General features: G+C 40.9%; 19 protein-coding genes and 1 pseudogene. 13 read left to right on the top strand and 7 right to left on the bottom strand.

Annotated features, from left to right (window positions below):
* Window positions 1-75 precede the first annotated feature (75 nt).
* The 3 genes and pseudogenes from ACH0AB_RS09425 to dld form a co-directional block, all read left to right on the top strand.
* Window positions 76-411 (top strand): annotated as a pseudogene (locus tag ACH0AB_RS09425) (L-threonine dehydrogenase); the annotation flags it as partial.
* A gap of 133 nt (window positions 412-544) precedes the next feature.
* Entirely contained in the window at window positions 545-844 is a 300-nt protein-coding gene (locus ACH0AB_RS09420) for a hypothetical protein (RefSeq protein ID WP_050324237.1), read from the top strand.
* Between the two features lie 37 nt (window positions 845-881).
* A complete protein-coding gene (gene dld, locus ACH0AB_RS09415; protein WP_406878007.1) occupies window positions 882-2,585 on the top strand; it encodes a D-lactate dehydrogenase in 1,704 nt (567 codons plus the stop codon).
* A 240-nt stretch (window positions 2,586-2,825) separates the two neighbouring features.
* On the opposite strand, the gene metF is transcribed toward dld, so the two are convergent.
* Both metF and ahcY read right to left on the bottom strand, forming a co-directional pair.
* Window positions 2,826-3,668, bottom strand: a complete 843-nt coding sequence (gene metF, locus ACH0AB_RS09410; RefSeq protein ID WP_406878011.1) for a methylenetetrahydrofolate reductase [NAD(P)H] — start codon at window positions 3,666-3,668, stop codon at window positions 2,826-2,828.
* Window positions 3,669-3,834: 166 nt separating this feature from the next.
* Window positions 3,835-5,223, bottom strand: coding sequence for an adenosylhomocysteinase (gene ahcY, locus ACH0AB_RS09405; protein ID WP_406878010.1), 1,389 nt, complete (start codon window positions 5,221-5,223; stop codon window positions 3,835-3,837).
* A gap of 475 nt (window positions 5,224-5,698) precedes the next feature.
* Here ahcY and ACH0AB_RS09400 point away from each other — a divergent pair, with 475 nt between their 5' ends.
* Complete coding sequence (locus ACH0AB_RS09400) at window positions 5,699-6,508, top strand: hypothetical protein (protein WP_406878006.1); 810 nt, start codon at window positions 5,699-5,701, stop codon at window positions 6,506-6,508.
* A 65-nt stretch (window positions 6,509-6,573) separates the two neighbouring features.
* Here ACH0AB_RS09400 and ACH0AB_RS09395 read toward each other — a convergent pair whose 3' ends face one another.
* Complete coding sequence (locus ACH0AB_RS09395) at window positions 6,574-7,044, bottom strand: Lrp/AsnC family transcriptional regulator (RefSeq protein ID WP_036601597.1); 471 nt, start codon at window positions 7,042-7,044, stop codon at window positions 6,574-6,576.
* Window positions 7,045-7,208: 164 nt separating this feature from the next.
* Here ACH0AB_RS09395 and leuA point away from each other — a divergent pair, with 164 nt between their 5' ends.
* From leuA to ACH0AB_RS09365, 6 genes are all read left to right on the top strand, one after another.
* On the top strand, window positions 7,209-8,939 hold the full coding sequence (gene leuA / locus ACH0AB_RS09390; RefSeq protein WP_406878005.1) for a 2-isopropylmalate synthase: 1,731 nt from the start codon (window positions 7,209-7,211) through the stop codon (window positions 8,937-8,939).
* 206 nt (window positions 8,940-9,145) lie between these two features.
* Entirely contained in the window at window positions 9,146-9,466 is a 321-nt protein-coding gene (locus tag ACH0AB_RS09385) for a YcgL domain-containing protein (RefSeq protein ID WP_095355610.1), read from the top strand.
* 66 nt (window positions 9,467-9,532) lie between these two features.
* Complete coding sequence (locus ACH0AB_RS09380) at window positions 9,533-9,988, top strand: resolvase (protein ID WP_201664355.1); 456 nt, start codon at window positions 9,533-9,535, stop codon at window positions 9,986-9,988.
* Between the two features lie 148 nt (window positions 9,989-10,136).
* Window positions 10,137-11,039, top strand: coding sequence for an AAA family ATPase (locus ACH0AB_RS09375; RefSeq protein WP_406878004.1), 903 nt, complete (start codon window positions 10,137-10,139; stop codon window positions 11,037-11,039).
* Window positions 11,040-11,112: 73 nt separating this feature from the next.
* Entirely contained in the window at window positions 11,113-13,287 is a 2,175-nt protein-coding gene (locus ACH0AB_RS09370) for an AAA family ATPase (RefSeq protein WP_406878003.1), read from the top strand.
* 51 nt (window positions 13,288-13,338) lie between these two features.
* Window positions 13,339-14,526 (top strand): vWA domain-containing protein, encoded by a 1,188-nt coding sequence (locus tag ACH0AB_RS09365; protein WP_406878002.1) that lies wholly within the window; start codon window positions 13,339-13,341, stop codon window positions 14,524-14,526.
* 114 nt (window positions 14,527-14,640) lie between these two features.
* On the opposite strand, the gene ACH0AB_RS09360 is transcribed toward ACH0AB_RS09365, so the two are convergent.
* Window positions 14,641-15,225 (bottom strand): septal ring lytic transglycosylase RlpA family protein, encoded by a 585-nt coding sequence (locus tag ACH0AB_RS09360; protein WP_099833790.1) that lies wholly within the window; start codon window positions 15,223-15,225, stop codon window positions 14,641-14,643.
* Window positions 15,226-15,650: 425 nt separating this feature from the next.
* Window positions 15,651-16,796, bottom strand: coding sequence for a rod shape-determining protein RodA (gene rodA / locus ACH0AB_RS09355; RefSeq protein WP_219333131.1), 1,146 nt, complete (start codon window positions 16,794-16,796; stop codon window positions 15,651-15,653).
* A 335-nt stretch (window positions 16,797-17,131) separates the two neighbouring features.
* Here rodA and ACH0AB_RS09350 point away from each other — a divergent pair, with 335 nt between their 5' ends.
* A complete protein-coding gene (locus ACH0AB_RS09350) occupies window positions 17,132-18,070 on the top strand; it encodes a D-Ala-D-Ala carboxypeptidase family metallohydrolase (RefSeq protein ID WP_406878001.1) in 939 nt (312 codons plus the stop codon).
* 30 nt (window positions 18,071-18,100) lie between these two features.
* Here ACH0AB_RS09350 and ACH0AB_RS09345 read toward each other — a convergent pair whose 3' ends face one another.
* Window positions 18,101-19,573, bottom strand: coding sequence for a M16 family metallopeptidase (locus ACH0AB_RS09345; RefSeq protein ID WP_406878000.1), 1,473 nt, complete (start codon window positions 19,571-19,573; stop codon window positions 18,101-18,103).
* A 97-nt stretch (window positions 19,574-19,670) separates the two neighbouring features.
* Complete coding sequence (locus ACH0AB_RS09340; RefSeq protein ID WP_406877999.1) at window positions 19,671-21,185, bottom strand: M16 family metallopeptidase; 1,515 nt, start codon at window positions 21,183-21,185, stop codon at window positions 19,671-19,673.
* A gap of 320 nt (window positions 21,186-21,505) precedes the next feature.
* On the opposite strand from ACH0AB_RS09340, the gene ftsY reads away from it, so the two are divergent.
* Together ftsY and ACH0AB_RS09330 are read left to right on the top strand one after the other, a co-directional pair.
* Entirely contained in the window at window positions 21,506-22,717 is a 1,212-nt protein-coding gene (ftsY, locus tag ACH0AB_RS09335) for a signal recognition particle-docking protein FtsY (protein WP_406877998.1), read from the top strand.
* A 3-nt stretch (window positions 22,718-22,720) separates the two neighbouring features.
* Complete coding sequence (locus tag ACH0AB_RS09330) at window positions 22,721-23,842, top strand: DUF4268 domain-containing protein (RefSeq protein ID WP_188874319.1); 1,122 nt, start codon at window positions 22,721-22,723, stop codon at window positions 23,840-23,842.

The following is a 23,842-nucleotide window of genomic DNA, read 5'->3' as shown; positions in this document are numbered from 1 at the left end:
TGTCCAGTATCATTTGTCGGTAGTCGGTTGAGTATGCCATTTTGTTATTGTAGCACTTCTATATTTCTTTAACTATACAATCTGCCGCACGGTGTCTGTAATGCGATTTTGTTACCGCACGTCTGTGAATTTAACCTCATCTCGACACCTGAGCGTTATGCAGATATTGCACAATTTATGGGCATCGACATCAAAGACATGACTCGAGCAGAAGCAGGTAAAGCAGGCATCAATGCAATTCGTGAGCTGTCCCAATCGGTAGGTATTCCTACAGGACTTACTGAACTTGGTGTTAAACAAGAAGACCTTGCCATCATGGCAACCAATGCCCAAAACGATGCTTGTATGCTTACTAACCCACGTAAGGCAAATCATGAACAGGTCGTAGCAATCTTCGCAGCTGCCATGTAATCATGTAACATCAAACTAAAACAGACTCACAGCAGTAAAAAAGGGGACTTTAATAGTCTCCTTTTACATTGAGCGCTGATACAAAGCGCATAAATTTTTGCGTAAATTGATTAAAATATAGTAGCATACAGGGATGAAACAAAAACCCATCACTCGCTTAGACCACTGCCAATACTTACGGGTAACCCAAGTAAACTATCCACCCAGTCAATATGCCAAGCCTCATCTAGCAAAAAATCTGGTAGCAAAAAATCTCCTAATAAAAAATCTAATAGCACAAATCAGCGATAACCGCATCTATAATCGAGCCACCGATGGTAGACGCACACTTGACCATGTTAACGCTATGCGCAGCCATACTATCGAACACAATCCTATCTTTGATAAAACCAGACCGGTTCAACTATCAACAAGTCAATACAATCGCCAATAAAACCTCATGACTCATTTAATCAATAAGGATATTTATCATGTTAAAACAGTATAAGCCGACAGTCGATAAATTAACGAAGATCGTCGGGAAGTCTTATGTACTCATCGATGAACAAGATACCCGTCATTATCGACAAGGCATACGTTTTGGTGAGGGAAAAGTGTTGGCTGTGGTATGTCCAGGTACCTTACTTGAACAATGGCAGGCACTACAAACCATTATTGAGGCAGATTGTGTGGTAATTATGCAAGCTGCCAACACAGGATTGACAGGCGGCTCTACCCCTTATGGGGATGACTACGATCGTCCAGTCATCATTATGAGTACTCGGCGTCTACAAGGCATTCAAGTGATTTTAGATGGCAAACAAGTCGTGTGTTTACCAGGCGCTACTTTAGATAATCTTGAGCGTACTTTAAAGCCTTATAATCGTGAACCGCATTCTGTGATTGGGTCGTCATGTATTGGCGCTTCAGTTTTAGGTGGGGTCTGCAACAACTCAGGGGGCGCGCTGGTACGTCGTGGACCTGCTTATACTGAAATGGCGTTGTATGCCCGTGTTAATGAATCGGGTGAATTAGAATTGATTAACCATCTAGGTATTGATTTAGGCACCACCGCCGAAGAAATACTCACCAGACTTCAAACACAAGACTATGAAATGGGTCAGGTAACTACCCAAACCAGCCAGCTGGCATCAGACAATCGTTATGCCCATGACGTTAAGCAAGTCGATGCAGACAGTCCTGCTAGATTCAATGCAGATCCGACACGATTATACGAAGCATCGGGTTCAGCGGGTAAAGTCTGTGTGTTTGCGGTAAGACTCGACACCTTTGAAAAAGTTGAGAGTAGGGTTTTTTATATTGGCTCAAATGATCATGATGACTTAACGGCCATACGTCGTTATTTGCTGACATCGTTACCCAGCTTGCCGATTGCTGGAGAATATATTCATCGGGATGCCTTTAGTATTGGCGCAAAGTATGGCAAAGATACTTTCTTGTTTATTGAGCGTTTTGGCACGGTTAATATACCCAGAGCATTAGCCCTCAAAGATCGCATTGACGGATGGTTGGAAAAAATCAAGATACGGGGGTTGACTGATCAAATTTTACAAGCTATCACTTTTTTCTTACCCAGTCATTTACCGCGGCGCATGCTAGCGTTTCATCAGCGTTTTGAGCATCATTTGATTCTACGAGTAGATGAGCAAAGCGCAGAACAGACACAGCAGTTTTTAAATGAGTATTTTGCCGTTCATTCTACTGGCTCGTATTTTGCCTGTACGGAGGAAGAAGGTCGCAAAGCTTTCTTACACCGTTTTGCTGTTGCTGGGGCGGCGATACGATATCGTGATACCCACCGAGCAGAGGTTGAGGATATTGTGGCATTGGATATTGCGTTACGACGTAACGATAGAGAATGGGTAGAAAAAATCCCTGCAGATCTCGAACAACATATGTTGCATAAATTATATTATGGGCACTTTTTTTGTCATGTATTTCACCAAGATTACATTGTCAAAAAAGGCACTAATCCACTGGATATTGAGCATCAGATGTGGCAGCTGCTAGACGAGCGTAGGGCAGAATATCCCGCAGAACACAATGTGGGTCATTTATATGTTGCTAAGCCTGCATTAGCCAATTTTTATCGAAAGCTAGATCCTACCAACACCTTTAATGTGGGGATTGGTCACACTTCAAAGTTAAAATACTGGCGCAAATCTAATGCATAACGACATTTAACTAGGTAAGCATAATTGGGTAAGCATCTGACCATCAGGGCAATGGCACTATAAAATTTTATCGAACAGTAACTGCTCAAGATAAACTGTTCCAGATAAATTGTTTAAGATAAGCGTTATTTTGCGATGCCCCAATTTTACGAGGTTAAACAGAGAGTTTAACCTCGCCATTATCATTTTTTTGTTTAGTGGCAGGTTTACTGCCAGATAGTGGGTAAGGTCTATCCCCAATTAAACCAATCCAAGCGCTTCAATCAATTGTTTATTTGGGCTGACTTGGTTCATGCTGTAAAAATGCATTGACGGCACGCCTTCGGCAATCAAACGCTCACAGAGATTGACCATCACTTCAAACCCAAATTGACGAATGGCTTTTTTGTCATCGCCATAGTCTGCAAGCTGTTTACGGATAAAACGTGGAATATCTGCCCCACAGCCATCGGCAAACCGAATCAAATTTGACGCATTGGTGATGGGCATAATGCCTGCGATAATTGGAAACTCATCTTGAGTCACCCCTTTTTTGGCAAGGGCATCACGCAGATAAAGATAGCTGTCAGCGTTGTAGAAAAACTGGGTAATCGCTTCAGTCGCACCTGCGCGGTATTTATTGAGCAAGTTTTGGATATCGGCATCAAAGCTTTTGGCTTGCGGGTGCATTTCTGGATAAGCAGCCACTTTGATACGAAAATAATCACCGCTATGCTCACGTATGTATTTAACCAAATCGACAGCAAACGGCAGCTCGCCAAGACCCACCATACCCGATGGCAAATCACCGCGCAGCGCCACCAAGCGATTAATGCCTAACGATTTATAATAATCCAATAACTCGCCAATTTTGGCTTTATCATCGCCAATACAGGATAAATGCGGGGTGATAGGTGTGTCACTTTTTTCACTCAGTGCCTTAACGATACCTAAGGTGCGCTCACGGGTTGAGCCACCTGCGCCATACGTGACGCTAAAATATTGAGGTTTTAAAGCATTTAATTCATCAAAGGTTGCCAATAATTTGGTTTGACCGTCATCGGTCTTGGTGGGGAAAAACTCAAAAGAAAACGGTGTTGTCATGGTGGTCATGAAAGTATCCAAAATGATAAAAAATACCACCATTATAACGGGTAAAATAATAAAAAAATTGAATTTTTTGGCATAAATATTGAGTTAAACTGCATAAAAAAGTCATGCCCATTGGCATGACTTCGATTGAACCTTTAACAAATAGTATTTTTAGCTGTTAGTATTTATAGCTATCAGGTTTGAATGGACCGTCAACTGGCACACCGATATAATCGGCTTGTTGCTGCGTCAATTTAGTCAGTACCCCGTTAAAGCCTGCGACCATGGCTGCTGCCACTTCCTCATCGAGTTTTTTTGGCAACACTTTGACATATAAATTGTCCGCTTTTTTGTCCGCAGGCAAATCAGCAAATTTTTCTTTAAATAAATGCATTTGCGCCAATACTTGATTGGCAAAAGAACCATCCATAATACGTGATGGATGACCTGTGGCATTACCCAAATTGACCAAACGACCTTCCGACAATAAAAGCAAGTAATCGTTTTCATCTTCTGATCGATAGACTTGGTGTACTTGAGGCTTCACTTCCACCCATTTCCAGTTGTCACGCATAAACTGGGTATCAATCTCAGTATCAAAGTGACCAATATTACAAACCACTGCGGTGGCTTTTAAGGCTTTTAGCATATCGCTATTACAGACATGGTAGTTACCAGTGGTAGTGACCACCAAGTCAGTATCTTGCATAAGGGTTTTGTTGACGCCTTTGGCAGGGTCACCTTCCACAAATGGCGAGACCAATTCATAGCCATCCATACAAGCTTGCATACCACAAATTGGATCGGCTTCCGTCACTCGTACTACCATGCCTTCTTGACGTAGGCTTTGCGCAGAACCTTTACCCACATCGCCATAACCGATAACAAGTGCACGACGACCCGCTAACAGCATATCGGTACCACGTTTGATGGCATCGTTTAGGCTATGACGACAGCCATATTTGTTGTCATTTTTTGATTTGGTCACTGCGTCATTGACATTAATGGCGGGTACTTTTAGCGTGCCTGCATTGAGCATTTCAATTAGACGATGCACCCCTGTTGTTGTCTCTTCTGAGATACCGTGAATGTTGTCGAGCATTTGCGGGTAGTCGTTATGAATCAGCGCCGTCAAGTCGCCGCCATCATCTAAAATAATATTGGCATCCCACAGCTTGCCTGTGGCTTCACCGCCTTCAAAAATCTGCTGGCGAAGACACCATTCGTATTCTTCCTCAGTTTCGCCTTTCCAAGCAAATACAGGAATACCGGCTGCTGCGATGGCGGCAGCGGCATGGTCTTGGGTTGAAAAAATATTACAAGAAGTCCAGCGTACTTCTGCACCCAGCGCCACGAGCGTTTCAATGAGGACAGCAGTTTGGATGGTCATGTGGATACAGCCCACAATCTTGGCGCCTTTTAAAGGCTGCTCGGCTTGGTAGCGTTGGCGTAAGCCCATCAAAGCAGGCATTTCAGTTTCAGCCAGTTTGATTTCTTTGCGACCGTAGTCGGCAAGGCTAATATCGGCAACTTTGTAATCAGAAAAATTTGAATCAGTAGAATTGATAGACAGGGACACTGCGTCCACTCCTTAAAACCGGTAAAAAAAGTTAAAGTAAAAACGCAGATGCCGTTATTTATTTTGGATTTATTTGGGTTAAAACACAAAAAACGAGCCTAGCACAGGCAAGCAAATATAAATTAAGCGAACCTTAAGCTGCAGCATCTCTCGATAGGCGTATTGTAAAAAAAATTAACATAAAAGTCATTCTCTTAATTGCAACATCAACTTAAGTCTTTTAAAAAAGCAACATTTTTGATAAAATATTACACTTCATCCTATGTAATTACATAAACATATAGAAAAGTTATACAAAATTAAAAGACATTGCTGAAAAATTACGTTTTAATATACCTAAGAGAAACGTAACAAAATATGTCAACTAATTTACTTTTCTTTATATGTCATTCATCGCTTGAAAGTCTTTTAGATTTTTAAGAGAAATGGTAAATTTACTTTATCTTGTCCTTAGGAGATTTATATGAAAGTTTTGAAATTAGCTGCTATTCCTGCTGCTTTAATCGCAACTTCTGCTTTTGCTGAAACTGTCGTTGTTGATCAACAAATTGTTGCACAGCCTGTCGCCGTATCTACTACCACCTACGATCCAAACTTAGGTGTAGTAAAAAACACAACAACTCAATTGGTTACTGGTACTAGAACGTTTTTTGATACCGTAACACATCCTGCTGCTATCAGTGCCGAAGTCGGTACCTTAGGTTATGGTGCCAATATTGGTTGGGGTTTAAATGATAAAACTGAGCTTGTAGTTGGTTGGGCTGGCGGCGATATTGGTGATTTAAAAGACACCATCGAAATTGAAGATGTTGAATATGACTTAGAAACAGATTCAAGCAACCCGTATATTGGTGTAAATTTACGTCCAGCTGGAAATTGGTTTACTGTAGGTGTTGGTACCATTTTTGGTGATAACGAAATCACCTTGAAAAAACAAGCGACTGAAACCAAACCAGTTAACATCAATGGTAACTCTTACTATGGTAACATTGAAGCGTCAGCTGAAAACAAAAACACTATGAACCCATACTTAACTATTGGTTTCCGTCCTAATATCACTAATAACTTTGGTGTATTTGGCGAAATCGGTGCAGCTTATACTGGTGGCTTAAAAGTTACTGATGCTAACACACGAGTTCTAAATGCCAATGGTGAAGAAATTGCAAAATTTGACAATAATCGTTTAAAATCTGATTTACAACAAGATTTGGATGATTCAAATTATTCAAAATGGTACCCAATCGCTAAAATCGGTGCAACTTACCGTTTCTAACTTCAGTCAATTACTAAAAAAGATACTCCTTCGTGGGTATCTTTTTTTATACGCTAAATACAGCATCATATAGTATCTGTGATAATGGGAAGAGAGAATACCTCTCGTAATTCAAAACTGGTATGTACTTGTGCGATACCTTCAATACGGTTTAGACGATGCAATAAAAATTCTTCATAATGCGCCATATCTTTGACCAAAGCTTTGATAAGATAGTCTTCACTGCGCCCTGTCACAATACTACAGCTGACCACTTCAGGAAATTCTCGTAGTTTTTTTTCAAAATTGCTAAAGCGTTCTGCTGTATGTTTATCCATGCTAATGGCAATATAGACTGACAGTTGATAACCTAATTTTCTAGGGTCGGTGGTGACACTATAACCGGTGATAACACCGGCATCTTCTAATTGTTTGACTCTGCGCGCACAGGGAGTAGGGCTTAAGTTTACGCTTTCTGCCAATTCAAGGTTACTCATGCGCGCATTTTCTCGTAATAGCGCTAAAATTTGTCTGTCTATTTTATCTAATGAAGCCATGGTAAATTCTTAATATTAGTGATTTTAACTAAACAATATAATTATAGTAGCCATAAATATCAAATTCTATGTATTTTATAGCAAAATTTAGTTACTTCAACTACAAAAAAATGGGTATAATTTCATCATAGAATTTTAAGTAAAATTAAGTGTGGAGCATTAGCATGTCAATACAACCCAAAAACGCGGCTTTTAATCATAAAAAATACCAACCCTTTGCGTTTGCACCAAAGATGACCCAGCGTACTTGGCCCGATAAAACCATCACCAAAGCGCCCATATGGACGTCGGTGGATTTGCGAGATGGTAACCAAGCCTTGATTGAGCCGATGAGCATTGAACAAAAAATGCGCTTTTTTGATTTGTTGGTGCAAGTGGGTTTTAAAGAAATTGAGATTGGTTTTCCATCAGCGGCGCAAGTTGAGTATGACTTTACCCGCAAATTAATCGAAGGCGGACACGTACCCGACGATGTGACCTTGCAGGTATTGGTGCAGGCGCGCGAACATTTGATTCGCCGTACCTTTGAGTCGTTAAAGGGTGCCAAACGTGCCATCGTCCACGTGTATAACTCAACCTCAAAAGTGCAACGCGAGAAAGTGTATCAAAAAGATTATGATGACATTATTGCGATTGCGGTTGAAGGCGCGACATTGTTGCGTGATTTGGCGAAAGAATACCCTGAAACCGAATGGATTTTTGAATATTCCCCTGAAAGTTTCTCGCAAACCGAGGTCGATTTTTCGGTCAAAATCTGTGATGAGGTGTGTAAAGTTTGGCGCCCTGACTTAGGTCAAAAAGTAATCTTTAACTTGCCATCAACAGTAGAGAGCTCAACGCCCAATATTTATGCCGATCAGATTGAATATTTTTGCCAAAACTTACCCATGCGTGAGCATGTGATTGTGAGCCTTCACACCCACAATGACCGTGGCTGTGCCGTGGCTGCCAGTGAGTTGGGTTTGATGGCAGGGGCTGACCGTATTGAAGGCACGCTTTTTGGCAATGGCGAGCGCACAGGCAACATGGACATTATGGTTATGGCGATGAATATGTACAGCCAAGGGGTAGACCCACAGCTTGATTTTAGTAATATGAGCGAAATCGCCCAAGTGGTGAGTGAGTGCAATCAGTTACCGATTCATCCACGCCATCCTTATGTGGGCGAATTGGTATTTACCGCTTTTAGTGGCTCGCACCAAGATGCCATCAAAAAATCGTTAGATTATAACGAGAAAAATGCCGAAACCACCCAAGGCTTATGGGATGTGGCGTACTTGCCGATTGACCCTGCTCATATCGGACGCGGCTATCAGGATGTCGTGCGTATCAATAGCCAGTCAGGGAAAGGCGGTGTTGCTTATATCTTGCAACGTGACTTTGGTTTTCATTTGCCGCGCTGGACGCAGATTGACTTTAGCCGTGTCATTCAGCAAGAAGCCGAAAGCCGTCAGACAGAATTGACATCAGATGATGTCATTAGCGTGTTTGAAGACACCTATTTGAACCAATCTACTTTGGCGTTGCAAGATTATGAAATCAAAAACACCGCTGGCTCAGTGAGCTTTTCAGGCTCTGTACGCATGGGAGATGACATCATAGACGTTGTTGGTAATGGCAATGGTCCGTTGTCTGCCTTTATCAATGCCATCTCTGCCAAATTGAACAAAAATATTCACGTTATCAACTATGCAGAGCATGCATTAACGGTTGAAAGTCAAAGCCCGCTCACCCAAAATAACAGTGATGCCAATGCCGTTGCTTACTTACAGTTGAATATTGAAGGTGAGATTTATTCAGGTATCGGCACTTGCTCAAGCACCGTATCAGCAATGTTAAAAGCCGCATTGTCTGCGTTGGCACAAGCGCAGATTGCCGATACTGAGCATCATTAATTAGCTTTTATAAAGCGCAAATTTATCAGTAGCTTTTATCACCAAAAGAGCAATTGCCCTAGTTGCTCTTTTTTTATGGGCTAACATGTGAAATGCCTAGATTAATAGTAAACAGGGCTAATAGCAAAAGGGGTGCAATTCCAGACATACTATTTTATGGTATGATAGAGGCACTTTAAATTTTACAGTAATAATAGAGTTGTATGATGCATTGCGATATTTATAAATTTAGCAAAAAAGATGACCTGTATGTGTACATTGCTCGTCCAAATTATCCCAATGACACTGACGAGATTCGTGATTGGCTATCGGTGTTACCCAAGGATTTTCGCCAAGCGATTGGACGCGAAACCTTTGTGATGCATTTGGATTTGGCAAATACGCCAAAGCTTGCACGGGTCAATAAAGCAGAAGTGTTAGAAAAATTACAAAGCCAAGGGTATTTTGTGCAGATGCCGCCTGAAGACGTGTTGTTACGCCAAGCAAAATTGAATATGGCAGAAGCGCAGCAGAGCAAGTGGCAATAGCAAAACTTTAACCAAATGATTTGAATCATGCTAAAATAAGCTATCTATTTTTGGCAAGGCAAAATTATGTTTGCATTTTTATCACTCGACCAAATCGGTAATGTGCTAGGCGAAATCATCATTTGGTGGGCGCAGCTGGTTCAAGGTGTGCCGCCAGACAAATTACCCTTATATGCTTATGTGGGATCTTCCATTGTCGTATTACTGCTTTGGATTTTAGTGGTACGGATTTTGCCAAAAACGCTTGCAGGCTTGAGTTGGATTATTCTATTTGCGATTTTGCTCACGCCCACCACTTCCCTTGGCACCCCGCCTGACATCGCACCAGCGAGTATTTCCGTGGTGTATGGGATTTTACTCAAAGATCCAGCAATTATCTTTAATGGGTTGCTACCAATTATGGTTGTGATTACAGTGGGCTGTATTTTGGGTTTTATTTGGCAAATTATTCGAATGGGTATCGATAAAACCAACAAAAAACATGCGTTAAATAACGCCAATATCAGCCAGCCTAGCCGCTAAGCTATGATAGTGATAAGCCAGCAAGCTGTAACCGCTTAACTTTTTATAGCTTAATCTTTTACAGCTTAACCTTTTACTTATAGCTTAACTTTCCCTAAAACTTATGATAGTCTGAAACTCATTTTTGACGATTATCATAGGTTTTTTTATGTCTGACCATCAGCAAAATGCTGCCATCCAAAACAGCGCAACCCAAAGCAGTTTTGCAAGCACCGATAGTTATATCGCCACTGACAACCTAAAACTTGCCGTCAACGCTGCGATTCAATTGCAAAAACCGTTACTCATCAAAGGGGAACCTGGCACGGGTAAAACGCTACTGGCTGAAGAAGTGGCAAAAAGTTTAGATATGCCACTGTTAACTTGGCACATCAAATCAACCACCAAAGCTGAACAAGGCTTGTATGAGTACGATGCGGTATCACGCCTGCGGGATAGTCAATTGGGCGATGACCGCGTGTATGATATTGCTAACTACATCAAGGCAGGCAAGCTATGGCAAGCATTTACCAGTCCTGAGCGTGTGGTACTGCTCATTGATGAGATTGATAAAGCGGATATTGAGTTCCCTAACGACTTGCTACATGAGCTCGATAAAATGTCATTTTATGTGTATGAAACTGGCGAAACGATTACCGCCGATCATCGTCCCGTTGTCATTATCACGTCAAACAATGAAAAAGAACTGCCTGATGCCTTCTTGCGTCGTTGCTTTTTCCATTATATTGATTTTCCTGACCAAGCAACCATGCGTGAAATTGTGGATGTGCATTTCCCCAATCTACAAGCAGACTTGGTGGATGAAGCACTCAAGGTGTTCTACGGTCTGCGTGAAGTCAAAGGCTTAAAAAAACCGCCATCCACCTCTGAGTTGGTAGATTGGATACGTTTGCTGATGGCGGATGAGTTGGGTGAGGGCGAAGGCAAGGCGGTGGCACAGTTAAGCCATCCGACCGAGAGTCTGCCGCCGATGGTGGGGGCATTGTTAAAGAATGAAAGTGATGTCAGTTTGCTTGAAAAGTTGGGGTTTATGCTGCGGTTAAATCGCTAAATTTGATTGAAAAAGGACAAAGATGTAAAGATAAAGATTAGACAATTATGGATGGATTTTTTAGGAATACATAATGATTGAAAAAATTCAAATATCTAACGTTGCAAGTTATACAAATTCAACTATTTTGGAATTATCAAAATCTAACTTTGTTTATGGAGCAAATGGTAGTGGCAAAACTACAATTAGTAGAATTATTGCCACCCCTTCAAGCTATTCATATTGCACAATAAATTGGCAAAGTGGAATTCCACTTAAAACTATCGTATATAATAGTGACTTTGTACGTGATAACTTTTCTCAATCTGAAATTGTTAAAGGTGTATTCACACTTGGTGAAAATCGAGTTGAAATAGAAAAACAAATCGCTGATGCAAAAGCTGAAATTGACAAAATTAACTTAAAAATCGCTAGTAAAAATTCTTTGCTTAGTGAAAAACGCATTGAATTAGATCAAAAAGAAAGCGAATTTCTTGAGGTTTTTTGGAAAACAGAAGATAAATATGATGATAGTTTTAAAAACATACTAACTGGATATAGAAATAGTAAACAGAAATTTAAAGAAAAAGTTAAAAGTGAATTTCAAGCTAGAAAAAGTAATTCTAAACCTATTAATATTGATGAATTAAAAAGCCAGTATAAATCTATTTTTAATTCTGATAGGCGATTAATAGCTCGAATATCCGTTATTAATATTGATTTTTCTAGGCATGAGCAAAATCCTATTTTACCCAAGAAAATTATTGGTAGCCAAGATGTTGCTATATCCAATCTAATCCAAGAATTAAATAATAGTGATTGGGTGAAGCAAGGACAATATTATCTTGCACAATCGAATAATCAATGCCCTTTTTGTCAGCAACAAATTAGTAATGATTTAGATGAGAAATTAAAAAAATATTTTGACAAAACATTTGAACAAGATATTTCTGCGTTGGAGAGCTTAATTAATAGCTATAATAATTCCTATCAACAACTAAAAAATGATATTCAGTCACTTAATTCCCCTTTTTTAAATAATCAAGAAATAGAAATAAGACTTAATAAGCTAGATTATATTTTTGATAAAAATATTACTGAGCTAAATAATAAGAAATTACAACCAAGTATATCAATCTCACTTGAGAGTGTGATTGATATTATAAAAGAAATCAATGAAGTGATTAATTATGCTAATCAAGAAATAGATAGCCACAATAGTATTATCAATAATATCGAACAAGAAAAAGATAATCTAACCAATTTATTTTGGGATTTTTTAATCCAAGAGATGAAGCTTGATATTGAGCGTTATTACTCTGAAACTAGTTCTATAAACCAAGCTATTAATGGCTTAACTGTAGCTTTGAGTAATGAACAGCAGAGAATGTCAGAGCAAAACACTTTGTTAAATAAATTGGAAAGAGAAATTACTAGTATTAAACCTACTGCAGATGCCATTAATCGGTTACTAAAGTCATTTGGTTTTACAAGTTTTTCATTAAAAACAACGGAAGATGAGAAAAATTATAGAATTATCCGTGAAAACGGAGTAAGTGCGTCTGAAACATTGAGTGAAGGTGAAAAAACTTTCATTACGTTTCTGTATTTTTATCAGTTAATTAAAGGTAGTCATACTCAGAGTGGCATTAATCAGAATTGTGTTATCGTAATTGATGACCCTATCTCAAGTTTAGATAATGATGTTCTATTCATTGTTAGCAATTTAATTCGTCAATTATATGTTGATATGGATACTACTACTAGTAATTTAAAACAATTAATTATTCTTACACACAATGTTTATTTCTACAAAGAAATTACTTTTATTAAAAAATTCAATAAAACAAATTATCCAAAAAAACCAAGTTATCATATTGTGAGAAAAATTGATAAGTCTTCTTCAATTACAAAATATGAAGATATCCCAATCAAGACTTCATACGAGTTGCTTTGGCAGAATATTAGAGAAAAACAATATAGTTCAGCAACTATTCAAAATATTTTACGTAAAATTTTGGAAAATTATTTCAAAATTCTAGGTGGTATTAATTTAGACAGCCTAAGTGAAAAGTTTATTGGTAAAGACCAAATATTATGTAACTCTTTATGTTCTTGGATTAATGATGGCTCTCATTTTACTAATGATGATATTTTTGTTGCAATAGATGATGAAAGTGTTGAGAAATATTTAGATATTTTCAGAAGGATTTTTGAAACTCAAGGACAAATTGCACATTATAATATGATGATAAATCAACATAACTAGACCAATTAATCGCAAAAATTTAATTACTCTGTCACATTACAAGAGAAAAACGTGTTTATCAATCTTTTTTACACCTTACGCACTTATGGCGTGCCAGTTTCTACCCGTGAATTGCTAGACCTTTATGCTTTGCTAGAAACAGGCATTGTGTTTGCCGACCGTGAACAATTCTACGAGCTGATTCGCCTATGTATGGTCAAAGACGAAAAATACTTTGATAAATTTGACCGTGCCATGGCGGATTATTTTGAAGGTATTGATACACTCGACATTGACGAGCTGATGGCAAAATTGGGTGATATCCCCAAAGAATGGCTGGAGCTCAAGCTTGACCCCAACAATCTCACCGAAGCCCAGCGGCGCCTACTCAAAAAATATGGTTCGCTTGAAGCACTCATGAAAGCCCTAGAGGAACGCCTAAAAGAACAAAAAGAGCGACACCAAGGCGGTAACAAATGGGTTGGCACAGGCGGCTCATCGCCTTTTGGTGCGTATGGCGACCATCCTGAAGGTGTACGAGTAGGGGGTGAAAGCCGAAAACGCAGCGCGGTTAAGGTGTGGGAGCAGCGCAAATACCGCGATTTGGACACGGATAACCAGTTAGAAACCCGCTCCATGCAGATGGCACTGCGAAAACTGCGTAAATTCGCCCGTGATGGGGCGGCTGATGAGCTTGATATTGGCTCAACCATCAAGAAAACCGCGCAAACGGGGATGCTCGATGTGCAGCTGCGTCCCGAACGCCGCAATCGTGTCAAAGTGCTCATGCTATTTGATATCGGTGGTAGCATGGATAGCTATATCGAAGCGTGTGAGCGCTTATTTACTGCCGCTAAAAACGAATTTAAGACGCTTGAATTCTTTTATTTTCATAACTGCGTGTATGAGTATGTTTGGACAGAAAATGCCCGCCGTAATGCCAGTGCCGTGCCCACATTGGATGTGCTACACAAATACGGCAGTGATTATCGGGTGATTTTTGTGGGGGATGCCGCAATGTCGCCTTATGAGTTGTTATCTGTTGGCGGCAGCGTTGAGTATATGAGCCAAGATACAGGGCAGGCGTGGCTAAAGCGTATCACTAACCATTTTGATAAAGTCGCATGGCTCAACCCTGAGACACAAAGCTACTGGCAATATACGCAAACCATCGGCTTAATCAAAGATATCATGCAAGGTCATATGTACCCGATGACCTTGCATGGTATTGAAGATATGACCAAGTATTTAGCGCGGTAGTATTGTTAAGGCAATTAAAAAAGCATGAATCAATTTCATGCTTTTTTTGTGCTAAAAGGCTGCTAGTTTACCTAAAATCTGCTAGTAACCTAGAAGCTGCTAGTTAGCTAAACATTAGTTTGGACCTGCCACACGCTCAATAACGACGTTGCCCGTACCCGTGCTTGCTAAGCCAATTTGTTTGGCGGCGGCATACGATAAATCTAAGACACGGTGGCTTGAGAATGGACCGCGGTCATTGACTTTTACCACAACGCTTTTGCCGTTTGATTTGTTGGTCACTTTGATATAACAGTTCATTGGCAATGAGCGATGGGCAGCCGTCAACGAATTGGAATCAAAAGTATCGCCGCTAGCAGTTTTACGACCTTGAAATTGACGACCATACCAAGAGGCGACACCCGTTTGGCTAAAACGATTGACCGTATTAGATGCAACGGCAGAAAGACGCTCTAACACGTCTGCATCTTTGCTAGCTTGTGAAGTGTCTTGGCTGATAAGTTGGCTTTCTAAGGCAAGGTTGCGAGGTTGACGCGCGGATTTGACTAAGTCTGATGCATTGTTGTGCTGGCGGGTTAACTCATTAAGTACGTGATCTAAATTGCTCGTGGCTGCTTGGGTAGTTGAGCTAAGCGCCGTTACGCCACAAAAGCAAAGTAACGTCGCTACGTTAGCTAAATTCGATTGACGTTTTGACATAATGTCCTCTGAACAATCGCTCTTTACGATGAGCGCCTAATGTTTGGGAGCCAATAAGCCTTTATATGTCATTCATACAAATTGCTTATAAGTCACCACGAAAATTTATGAGATTTAACAATTAGTTTACAAATTTTACTTTGTTTCGGTATGTAATTGTTCAATCTTGATGACCCACAATAAGCAATTACGCGGTTAAAATCACGATTTATTTAGATAAAAGGTATAAAAAAACAGATAAACGGTAAAACTATTAAGTTTTACCATCATAATTATTTAAAAATACTCATAAAAAAGATATCTTTTATGCTAACCATTCTACGTTTTTTACATTTAAAAATACCTATTTACATAAATAGTTACATAAAGAATTGTTTATAAATAGCCTATTTACAAACGAAAAATTTTTGAAAATAGTCTAAGAGTTATTTAACATTATGCGAGGCAATTGACATTACTAAACCAAATCCTGCCATCAAAGTAATTAACGCGGTACCGCCGTAGCTGATAAATGGTAGAGGAACGCCGACAACTGGCAAAATACCTGCCACCATGCCGGCATTCACAAACACATACACAAAAAATGACATGGCAATCGCGCCAGAGAGTAATTTGCTATAGACAGCAGTATTGGAGTAAGCGATAAATAAGGCACGGCATAGAATACAAAAATACAGGAACATCAGTAAACTGACACCGATTAAGCCAAACTCCTCAGAAAAAGCCGCAATGATAAAATCGGTGTGACCTTCTGGTAAAAAGTGTAGATGAGATTGTGTGCCTTGCAAGTAGCCTTTACCTGTGAGTCCCCCTGAGCCAATCGCGGTTTTTGATTGCATGATATTCCATCCAGCCCCCAAGGCATCGCTTTCAGGGTCTAGCAAAGTCAGGACGCGTCTGCGCTGGTAGTCGTGTAGCAGGTATTCCCAAGCCACAAAAACAAAGGGAATAAACAGTGCCACAGCAGAGCCAATCATCCACCAAGGTAAACCCGATAAAAACAGCACAAATAAGCCACTAGACGCCACCAATAAAGAAGTACCCAAGTCGGGCTGTTCAGCAATTAGCAGCACTGGAATACCAATCGCCACCAGCGTGATAAGCACTGTCGATAAACTTGGCGGCAAGTCGCGTTTGGATAAAAACCAAGCAGTGAGCATCGGCATGCCAAGCTTCATAAATTCTGACGGCTGCACACTACCAAACCCAGGAATATCAATCCAGCGCTGCGCACCCAGTCGCACCTCACCAATAATTTTGACCAGTATCAGTAACCCCACGCCCCCCACATAAAAAAACGGGGTAAAATCACGGTAAAGACTGGGCGGGATTTGCGCCATGACAATCATCACCACAAACGCGATGGTAAAACTAATGGTTTGACGGATGACCATTCCCATATCTTGAGTAGAGGCACTGTATAAAATGGCTAAACCAAACAAAGCTGTGACAAACAATAGCATCAATAACCAAGGGTCTAAATGCACGCGCTGCCAAAAAGAGGGTAGACTGTCATTACCAAAGTGATGAGCTTGCCTAGAAAAACGGTACTGTCCAATCTTATCTACCATACACACCAAACATCAAATTAACCCGGTGACAATAAGTCTGTAAAAAGACACAAAAATAGGCTCAATAGTTTATATGGCTTAATGTGATTTTGGTAGTCTTAATAATGTAATAGTTTATAACACTTGTTTCGTAGAAATAAGTCACTATATTAAATTAAGTGAGCTATTAATTAAGCTTAATTATGTAGTGAACATAACTATTAAGTGAAAATTAGTTAAGTAAAAACAATTATCAAGTAGGCATGGTTACCTAAGAATATTAAGCCTACTTTTTTGACAGTTGCTCATAAGTCCGTGGTGTTTTTCCATTTTGACGAAACGTGAATAGGCAGTCCATGACACATCAAAACAAGACCAAAAATAAACCAACCATTATCGAAGACAACGCGCAAACAGTAAAGTATGGCAAGCCCGAGAGTGCCAATACCAAGAATATCAACATTACCAAGACTCAGAACACTAAAACAAAGATTTTAACAGGCATTGTTGGCTCAGGGATGATAATGACATTGCTTATCGCGTGTAATCATCCTGTCACACCCGTCGATAACCGAAAACCTACTACGACCATCGTTCATCAAACCCAGCCAAACCCTAAAAATCCCACCGTGACACAGACTGACAATATGCGCGGTCTTATTCTAAATCGTCAAAACCCAACCCGACCTACAACAGACTATCGCGCACTCAAAAATAGCACACGATACAATAGCAACGTTGTCTATACCAATGATGCAGATTTTAAGGATTGGCTGGCTAGCCACAGCTATCAGCAATCAGAAGTGTTGGCTTATCAAAATTATTTGCAAAGCCAATTAGGCACCATTCCGCCGATGGATCAGTTAATCACGAGTGCCAGAGATGCGCGCCGCTGCGGTTTTGAGCCGTATGAAGTGCCGCCTGCGTCACTATGGCAAAATATCGTGCCCACCCTGCAAATGCTTCAGCAACTGCAAAAACAAGGTTATTTGCCGTATTCGACAGTGATACGCTCCGTGTATCGAAACCCTGCATTGAATGATTGTGCGGGCGGTGCAGGCGAGAGTAAGCACATGACCAATGGCGCAATTGATATTTGGATACCTGAAAACGAAGCCAACAAATGGGCGATAGAAAGTACCTTTGATGGGCTTTGCCAGTTTTGGCAGTCCAACGGGCAAGCCTATAGCTTTGGACTTGGCTTGTATCCGACAGGCTCGGTACATCTTGATACGCAAGGCTTTCGAAAATGGGGCGCAAGCCATAGCTCAAGCTCATCACCCTGCCGTTTTTAACCTAGCGCAAGTGTTAAGCTTTAACATGGGCTATTTAGCGGGTTTTGTTGTGCCTTGCGTGGCGCTGCCAACTGTCACAATCAAAAACTTGTTAGGGTCAATGAGGTCTTTATAGCTTTGATTGACAGCGTTAAGGTCGGCGCGCTGTACGCGCATCACGTAATCGGTCAAGTAACTATCTGGCAGCTGATAAAACCCCATCATACCAATCGTGGAATTCATGGCGGCATTGCTAGCAAAGCTAGTTGGGAAACTGTTGATTAGACTGTCTTTGGTTAAAGCCAATTCGTTTGGCGTTACCCCTTTTTCTAGCGTATTTTTGATGACTTGCTTGGTCGCCTCAATTGCTTCTTGCGACTTTTGGTTACGGGTAGAAAAGCTAACGGTATAGCTACCTTGGGCAAGCATCGGCGTGGTGCTGCTATAAATGCCATAGGTGAGCCCGCGTTTTTTACGGATATCTTCCATCAATCTGGCTTGAAAATTGCCGCCCCCGACGATTTCATCGGCAATGGCAAAGTTGGTTTGATGCTGCAAGCCTAAGGTATCCGCCACGCGTTTTTGACCCAATTGCCCCATCAAGACGGTGGTTTGGGTGCTGTCAAATGGAATATGAATCGTTTTAGCGGCGTTCAAAGGCTTGGCATCGGCAAGCTTTGGGGCAGCTGTGCCAACAGGCATTTGAGCGGTTAGCTGATTGGCAAGCGCCCGCGCGCGCTCAAGACTGATATCGCCTGTAATAGCAATATTCGCGTTCTTCGCCACCAAAAACTGCTGGCCAAAAGCTTTGAGATCGGTGGCATTGATTTTGGCAATGCTCTCTTCCGTGCCTTGGGTGGGGTGGGCATAGGGATGATTGCCATAAAGCGCCGCAGCAAAGGCGTTGCTTGCGATGCTATCGGGGTCTTCTTTGGCCTGTTGCAGGCTGATTAGATACTGGGCTTTGGTACGTTCAAAATTTTTGTTTGGAAACGTAGGCTGGGTCATCATATCGCTCATTAAACCAAGCGCAGGGGATAAACGCGCTTCATCGGATAGACTGCGCAAACTCACAATAAACATGTCTTTATAAGCACGGGTAGATAAATCAATCCCAAGCTGCTCACTGGTTTCGGCAATCTCATCTTCGCTTTTATGGCGTGTGCCCTGATCGAGCATACTCGCGGTCAGGCTGGCAATCCCAAAACCGCCTTTTTTAATGGCTTCATCACGAGCTGAGCCTGCATTAAAATACACACTGACATCCACAATCGGTAAATGATGGGTTTGTACCAAAGCGACTGGGGTACCCGAATCCGTTGTAAAGTGGATGATATTTGGTAATGTCACTTTTAACGGTGGTGTGGTTTTTAGACTGGTTAACTTGTCTAAAGCGGCAATGGGTGCATTGGGGTCAATATTGCCACTACTGTGAGCGTCGCTATGAGTGGCAGGTTCTGCATGGCCCGCTTGCGTGGCAATGGTAGTCATTAGTAATAAGATTTTAGCTAAGCGTGTTTTCATTTTTTTTCTCAACATTCTAAGGATGGTCTGACAGCAATGAAGGTAAGTCAAGTGAGCGCAACTTAAGTCAGGATAAGTTAAGTTACTGGTTTTATAGTTATTTATTGGGTTTATTTTCTTTTACCACATTGAGCACGGTTAAATTGTTGTTAACCAAATATTTGCTAGCAGCAGCGTGTAAGTCACTTTCTGTGATGCTATCTAAGATTTTGGGTAGGTTAAACACCATCCGATCATCAAGCCCAATGCTGTTTAGACTGCCAATCATCTGCGCCTGTCCACTGATACTATCTTGGCTATAAATCAAACTGGTCATGGTGTTGGTTTTGGCACGGGTCAGTTCACTTTGTGCAATCGGTTGGGTTTTAAGCGCGTCAATCTCATCAATGATTGCTTGTTTGGCTTGGGCAAGTGTAACGCCGTCGCGTGGGGTGGCTTGGATTAAAAATAGCCCATCGCCCCGACTAAAGGCACTGTAACCACTGCCGACCGAGGCTAGTAGCTGTTTTTCCCGTACTAGGCGTTTTTCTAGGCGCGCAGATAGACCACCATCGAGCACATCGGCTAGCAGCGATAGACTATAGGCGGTTTTGGGGTCTTTTGCTGTGGTAAGCGTAGGCACATTAAACGCCATCATGACCATAGGCACTTGTACCGGCAATTGGGTGGTTTTTTCTTGATAACCACGAAAGCCTGGCTGTATCACACTGGGGCGCGTTGGCAGGGTTTGCGGTTTTCTATCGGCAAAGTATTTTTTAACTTCATTGATGACCTGCGTCGGATTGACATCGCCCACGATTACTAAGGTTGCATTGTTGGGCGCATACCATGTTTTATACCAATCGGTTAGGTCGTTTAACCCAATGGATTCGATTTCTGCCATGGGGCCAATGACCGATTCTCCTTTGGGACTATTGGGGTAAGCCATTTTGCTAAACTGCTCATAGGCGCGGGCGTTTGGGTTGTCATCGGTGCGCTGGCGGCGCTCTTCCATCACCACTTGGCGCTCAGCGGTAAAGTCACTGTCCTTTAGCTGTAAATGGGTCATCCGATCGGCTTCAAGCTCTAGGGCGAGCGCTAAGCGATTGGCAGGGAAAATTTCATAATATGCGGTGTAGTCATAACTGGTAAAAGCATTATTGCTACCGCCAAATTTGGCGATAAGGCGTTCAAAATCTGCTGAGGACACGTTTTTTGTTCCCTTAAACATCATATGCTCAAGCAAATGCGACATACCGCCTAAGTTAGTGGGTTCATCCGCAGCACCCACGCGATACCATACTTGGCTTATCACCACAGGGGAGCGGTGATCTTCTTTGATAATCACCTTTAAGCCATTATCCAGCGTATATTCATGGCGCGTTGCTGCATTGTCGCTGTCAAAATCTGTGTGGCTTGGCGTTTGCTCGGTGGCATCGGTTACCGCGTTAGCAGTTGGGTGGGCGTTAATAGGCGTATTCGCTAAAGTCGGGGTGGTTTTGGTCGGCATGGTTTTGGCTGCGATGGGCTGTGCAGTGCTGCAACCTGATACACTGAGCATACAGGTCAGGGCGGCAGCAAGGATGGTAAGATTACAAAATGTAGGCTTTGACACAGGGTTTCGGTTTAACATAGTTTCTCTTTAACTTTTAATCTTTAATCTGTTTTTTTTGATTTTGGTGTAATGGGGTTTGCAGGCATTATAAAAGATAAACCATGATAACGGATGTTGGCATTGATTGCTATTTGAAAGCCCACTGCACGATTAAATCTGAATAAATACGAGCTTCAAGTTTTTAGCGCAGCAAGCTGTAAACGGACAGTTTTTTCCCATACCATACATCCTATGGGGTTAAGGGATTGACAGCATGTTTATTTCAAACTGCGAACAAACACTGTTATAATTTTATACATCTCAATATTTTAATGACAAATTTAACCATAGGCGATGATATGAGTAGCAACCAATTTAATAACAATGCTTCTAATAAGGTGGTAATTAATTTTAATAACCAACCGACTAATTTTGATGATGCTACGATACCCAATCTGCCTGTGCAAGATGTGCCAATTATTGAAACGCCGCGTATCGCTGAAGCCGCCCAAACATCAACACTGCAAGCACCCGTGACACCCCAATCTGTGTCACCAATGCCGCAAAGCCAATATCAAGGGCAGCCTGCACCCACACAGCAGCCATCTGTCAATACGGCTGAGCCAAGCGCAGAACCTGAACAAAAAGGGGGTTGGTTTAGCCGCATGAAGCAAGGCTTGTCAAAAAGTCGTAAAAACTTGACCGAAGGCTTAACCAATATTTTGATTGGTGGTAAAGAAATTGATGATGAACTACTGGAAGAAGTCGAAGACCAATTGTTGGTCGCCGACATTGGGGTGAATGCTACCAATCGCATTATCAAAAACTTGACCGAAGCCACTGCTCGCGGTGATTTGATTTATTCGCATTCACTGTATAAAGCGCTACAAAAAGAACTAACCGATATCTTGACACCCAAAGTTGCACCGCTAGTAGTGGATGCTAGTACAAAACCGTTTGTTATCTTGGTCGTTGGGGTCAATGGCGTGGGTAAAACCACCACCATCGGTAAACTTGCCAAACGTCTGCAAGCTGAAGGAAAATCAGTGATGTTAGCAGCGGGTGATACGTTCCGTGCGGCAGCCACCGAGCAATTGCAAGTTTGGGGGGAGCGCAATAATATTCCTGTTGTCGCCCAAGGTCATGGTTCAGACAGTGCCTCGGTGATTTTTGATGCCATTCAATCTGCCAAAGCCCGTGGCATTGATGTGCTGATTGCCGATACCGCAGGGCGTCTACAAAATAAAACCAATTTGATGGAAGAGCTGAAAAAAGTGATTCGCGTCATGCAAAAAGCCGATCCGACAGCGCCGCATGAATCCATGATTGTGCTCGACGCGGGTACAGGACAAAATGCCCTAAATCAAGTAGAAATATTCAATGAAGCAGTGCCACTGACAGGCGTGACCGTCACCAAATTAGATGGCACGGCAAAAGGCGGTGTGGTATTTAATATCGCTGAAAACACCAATGTACCGATTCGTTTTATTGGCGTGGGCGAAAAAATTGATGATTTGCGCCCATTTCACGCCAATGATTTTGTCAAAGCCCTGTTTGAAAAAGATGAGTAACTCATGTATCACTTAAATATTGCTAATAGGCAGATGACTAATATTGATAAAATTCAATTTAGTGAAGTGGGTTTTAGAGAGCGCCAAGATTTGCAAGAATGGATTGTGAGCAATCCAGAATGTCTTGGCGAGCCATTATTAATTATTCAAAAAGAATTTAACGGGTTTGACAATACGTCTGAAAGATTAGATTTATTGGCGTTAGATAAAAGTGGTAATTTAGTCATTATTGAAAATAAAACGGATAGTTCTGGTAAAGATGTTGTATGGCAGTCTGTGAAATATGCATCTTATTGCTCTCGACTTACAGATGAGAAAATCATAAATATTTTTGCTGACTATCTTAGAAAATATGATAGCCAAAACTCTGATGATTATATTGCAAGCGCTAAACAAAAAATAAATGAATTTCTTAGCGATAGCACAGAAGATGATATTGGATTAAATCCCAATGAAACTTCGCAACGAATCATTTTAGTCGCTGCTGAATTCCGTCAAGAAGTAACATCAGCTGTATTATGGCTGATGAATTTTGGTATTAATATCCGTTGTATAAAATGCCAACTTTTTAAATTTAATAATGACTTTTTCTTTGATACTCAGCAAATTATTCCTGTACCCGAAGTTGAAAGCTTTATGATAGATATTGCGGAGAAAAAACAAGAAGACATTCAAATCAAAAATAATAAACAAAGCGTACTAATAAGTTTTTGGTCGCAATTTATCAATGCGACTTTATCAAATGCTGAAAATTTATATGCTAATAGGACACCAAGTAAAGATAATTGGTTAGGTACTAAATTAGGAAATGGTGTCGGAATAAGTGTTGTAATTACAAAGGAATCTGTAAAAATTAGAGTTGAAATAAAAGGTAATAATAAAGAAGACACTTTAAAAATATTCGACTATTTATATCAGCATAAAGAAGAAATCGAGTCAAAATTTCAATATCCTGTTAATTGGGAGCGTTGTCCTGCAACTGTATATAGTTTTATAATTATCACAAACGAAGCAGTTGGATATTCAGACAAGTCTGAATGGCGGGGTGCAAATGAATTTTTGATTGAAGAAAGTTATAAAATGCAGAAAATTCTTAAATCACTTCTAGATAAATTTGTCTTATAA

Source organism: Moraxella sp. 179-F 1C4 NHS (assembly GCF_045370505.1).
GTDB classification, from domain to species: Bacteria; Pseudomonadota; Gammaproteobacteria; order Pseudomonadales; family Moraxellaceae; genus Faucicola; species Faucicola tetraodonis.
This window is presented reverse-complemented; position numbering and strand designations above follow the sequence as displayed.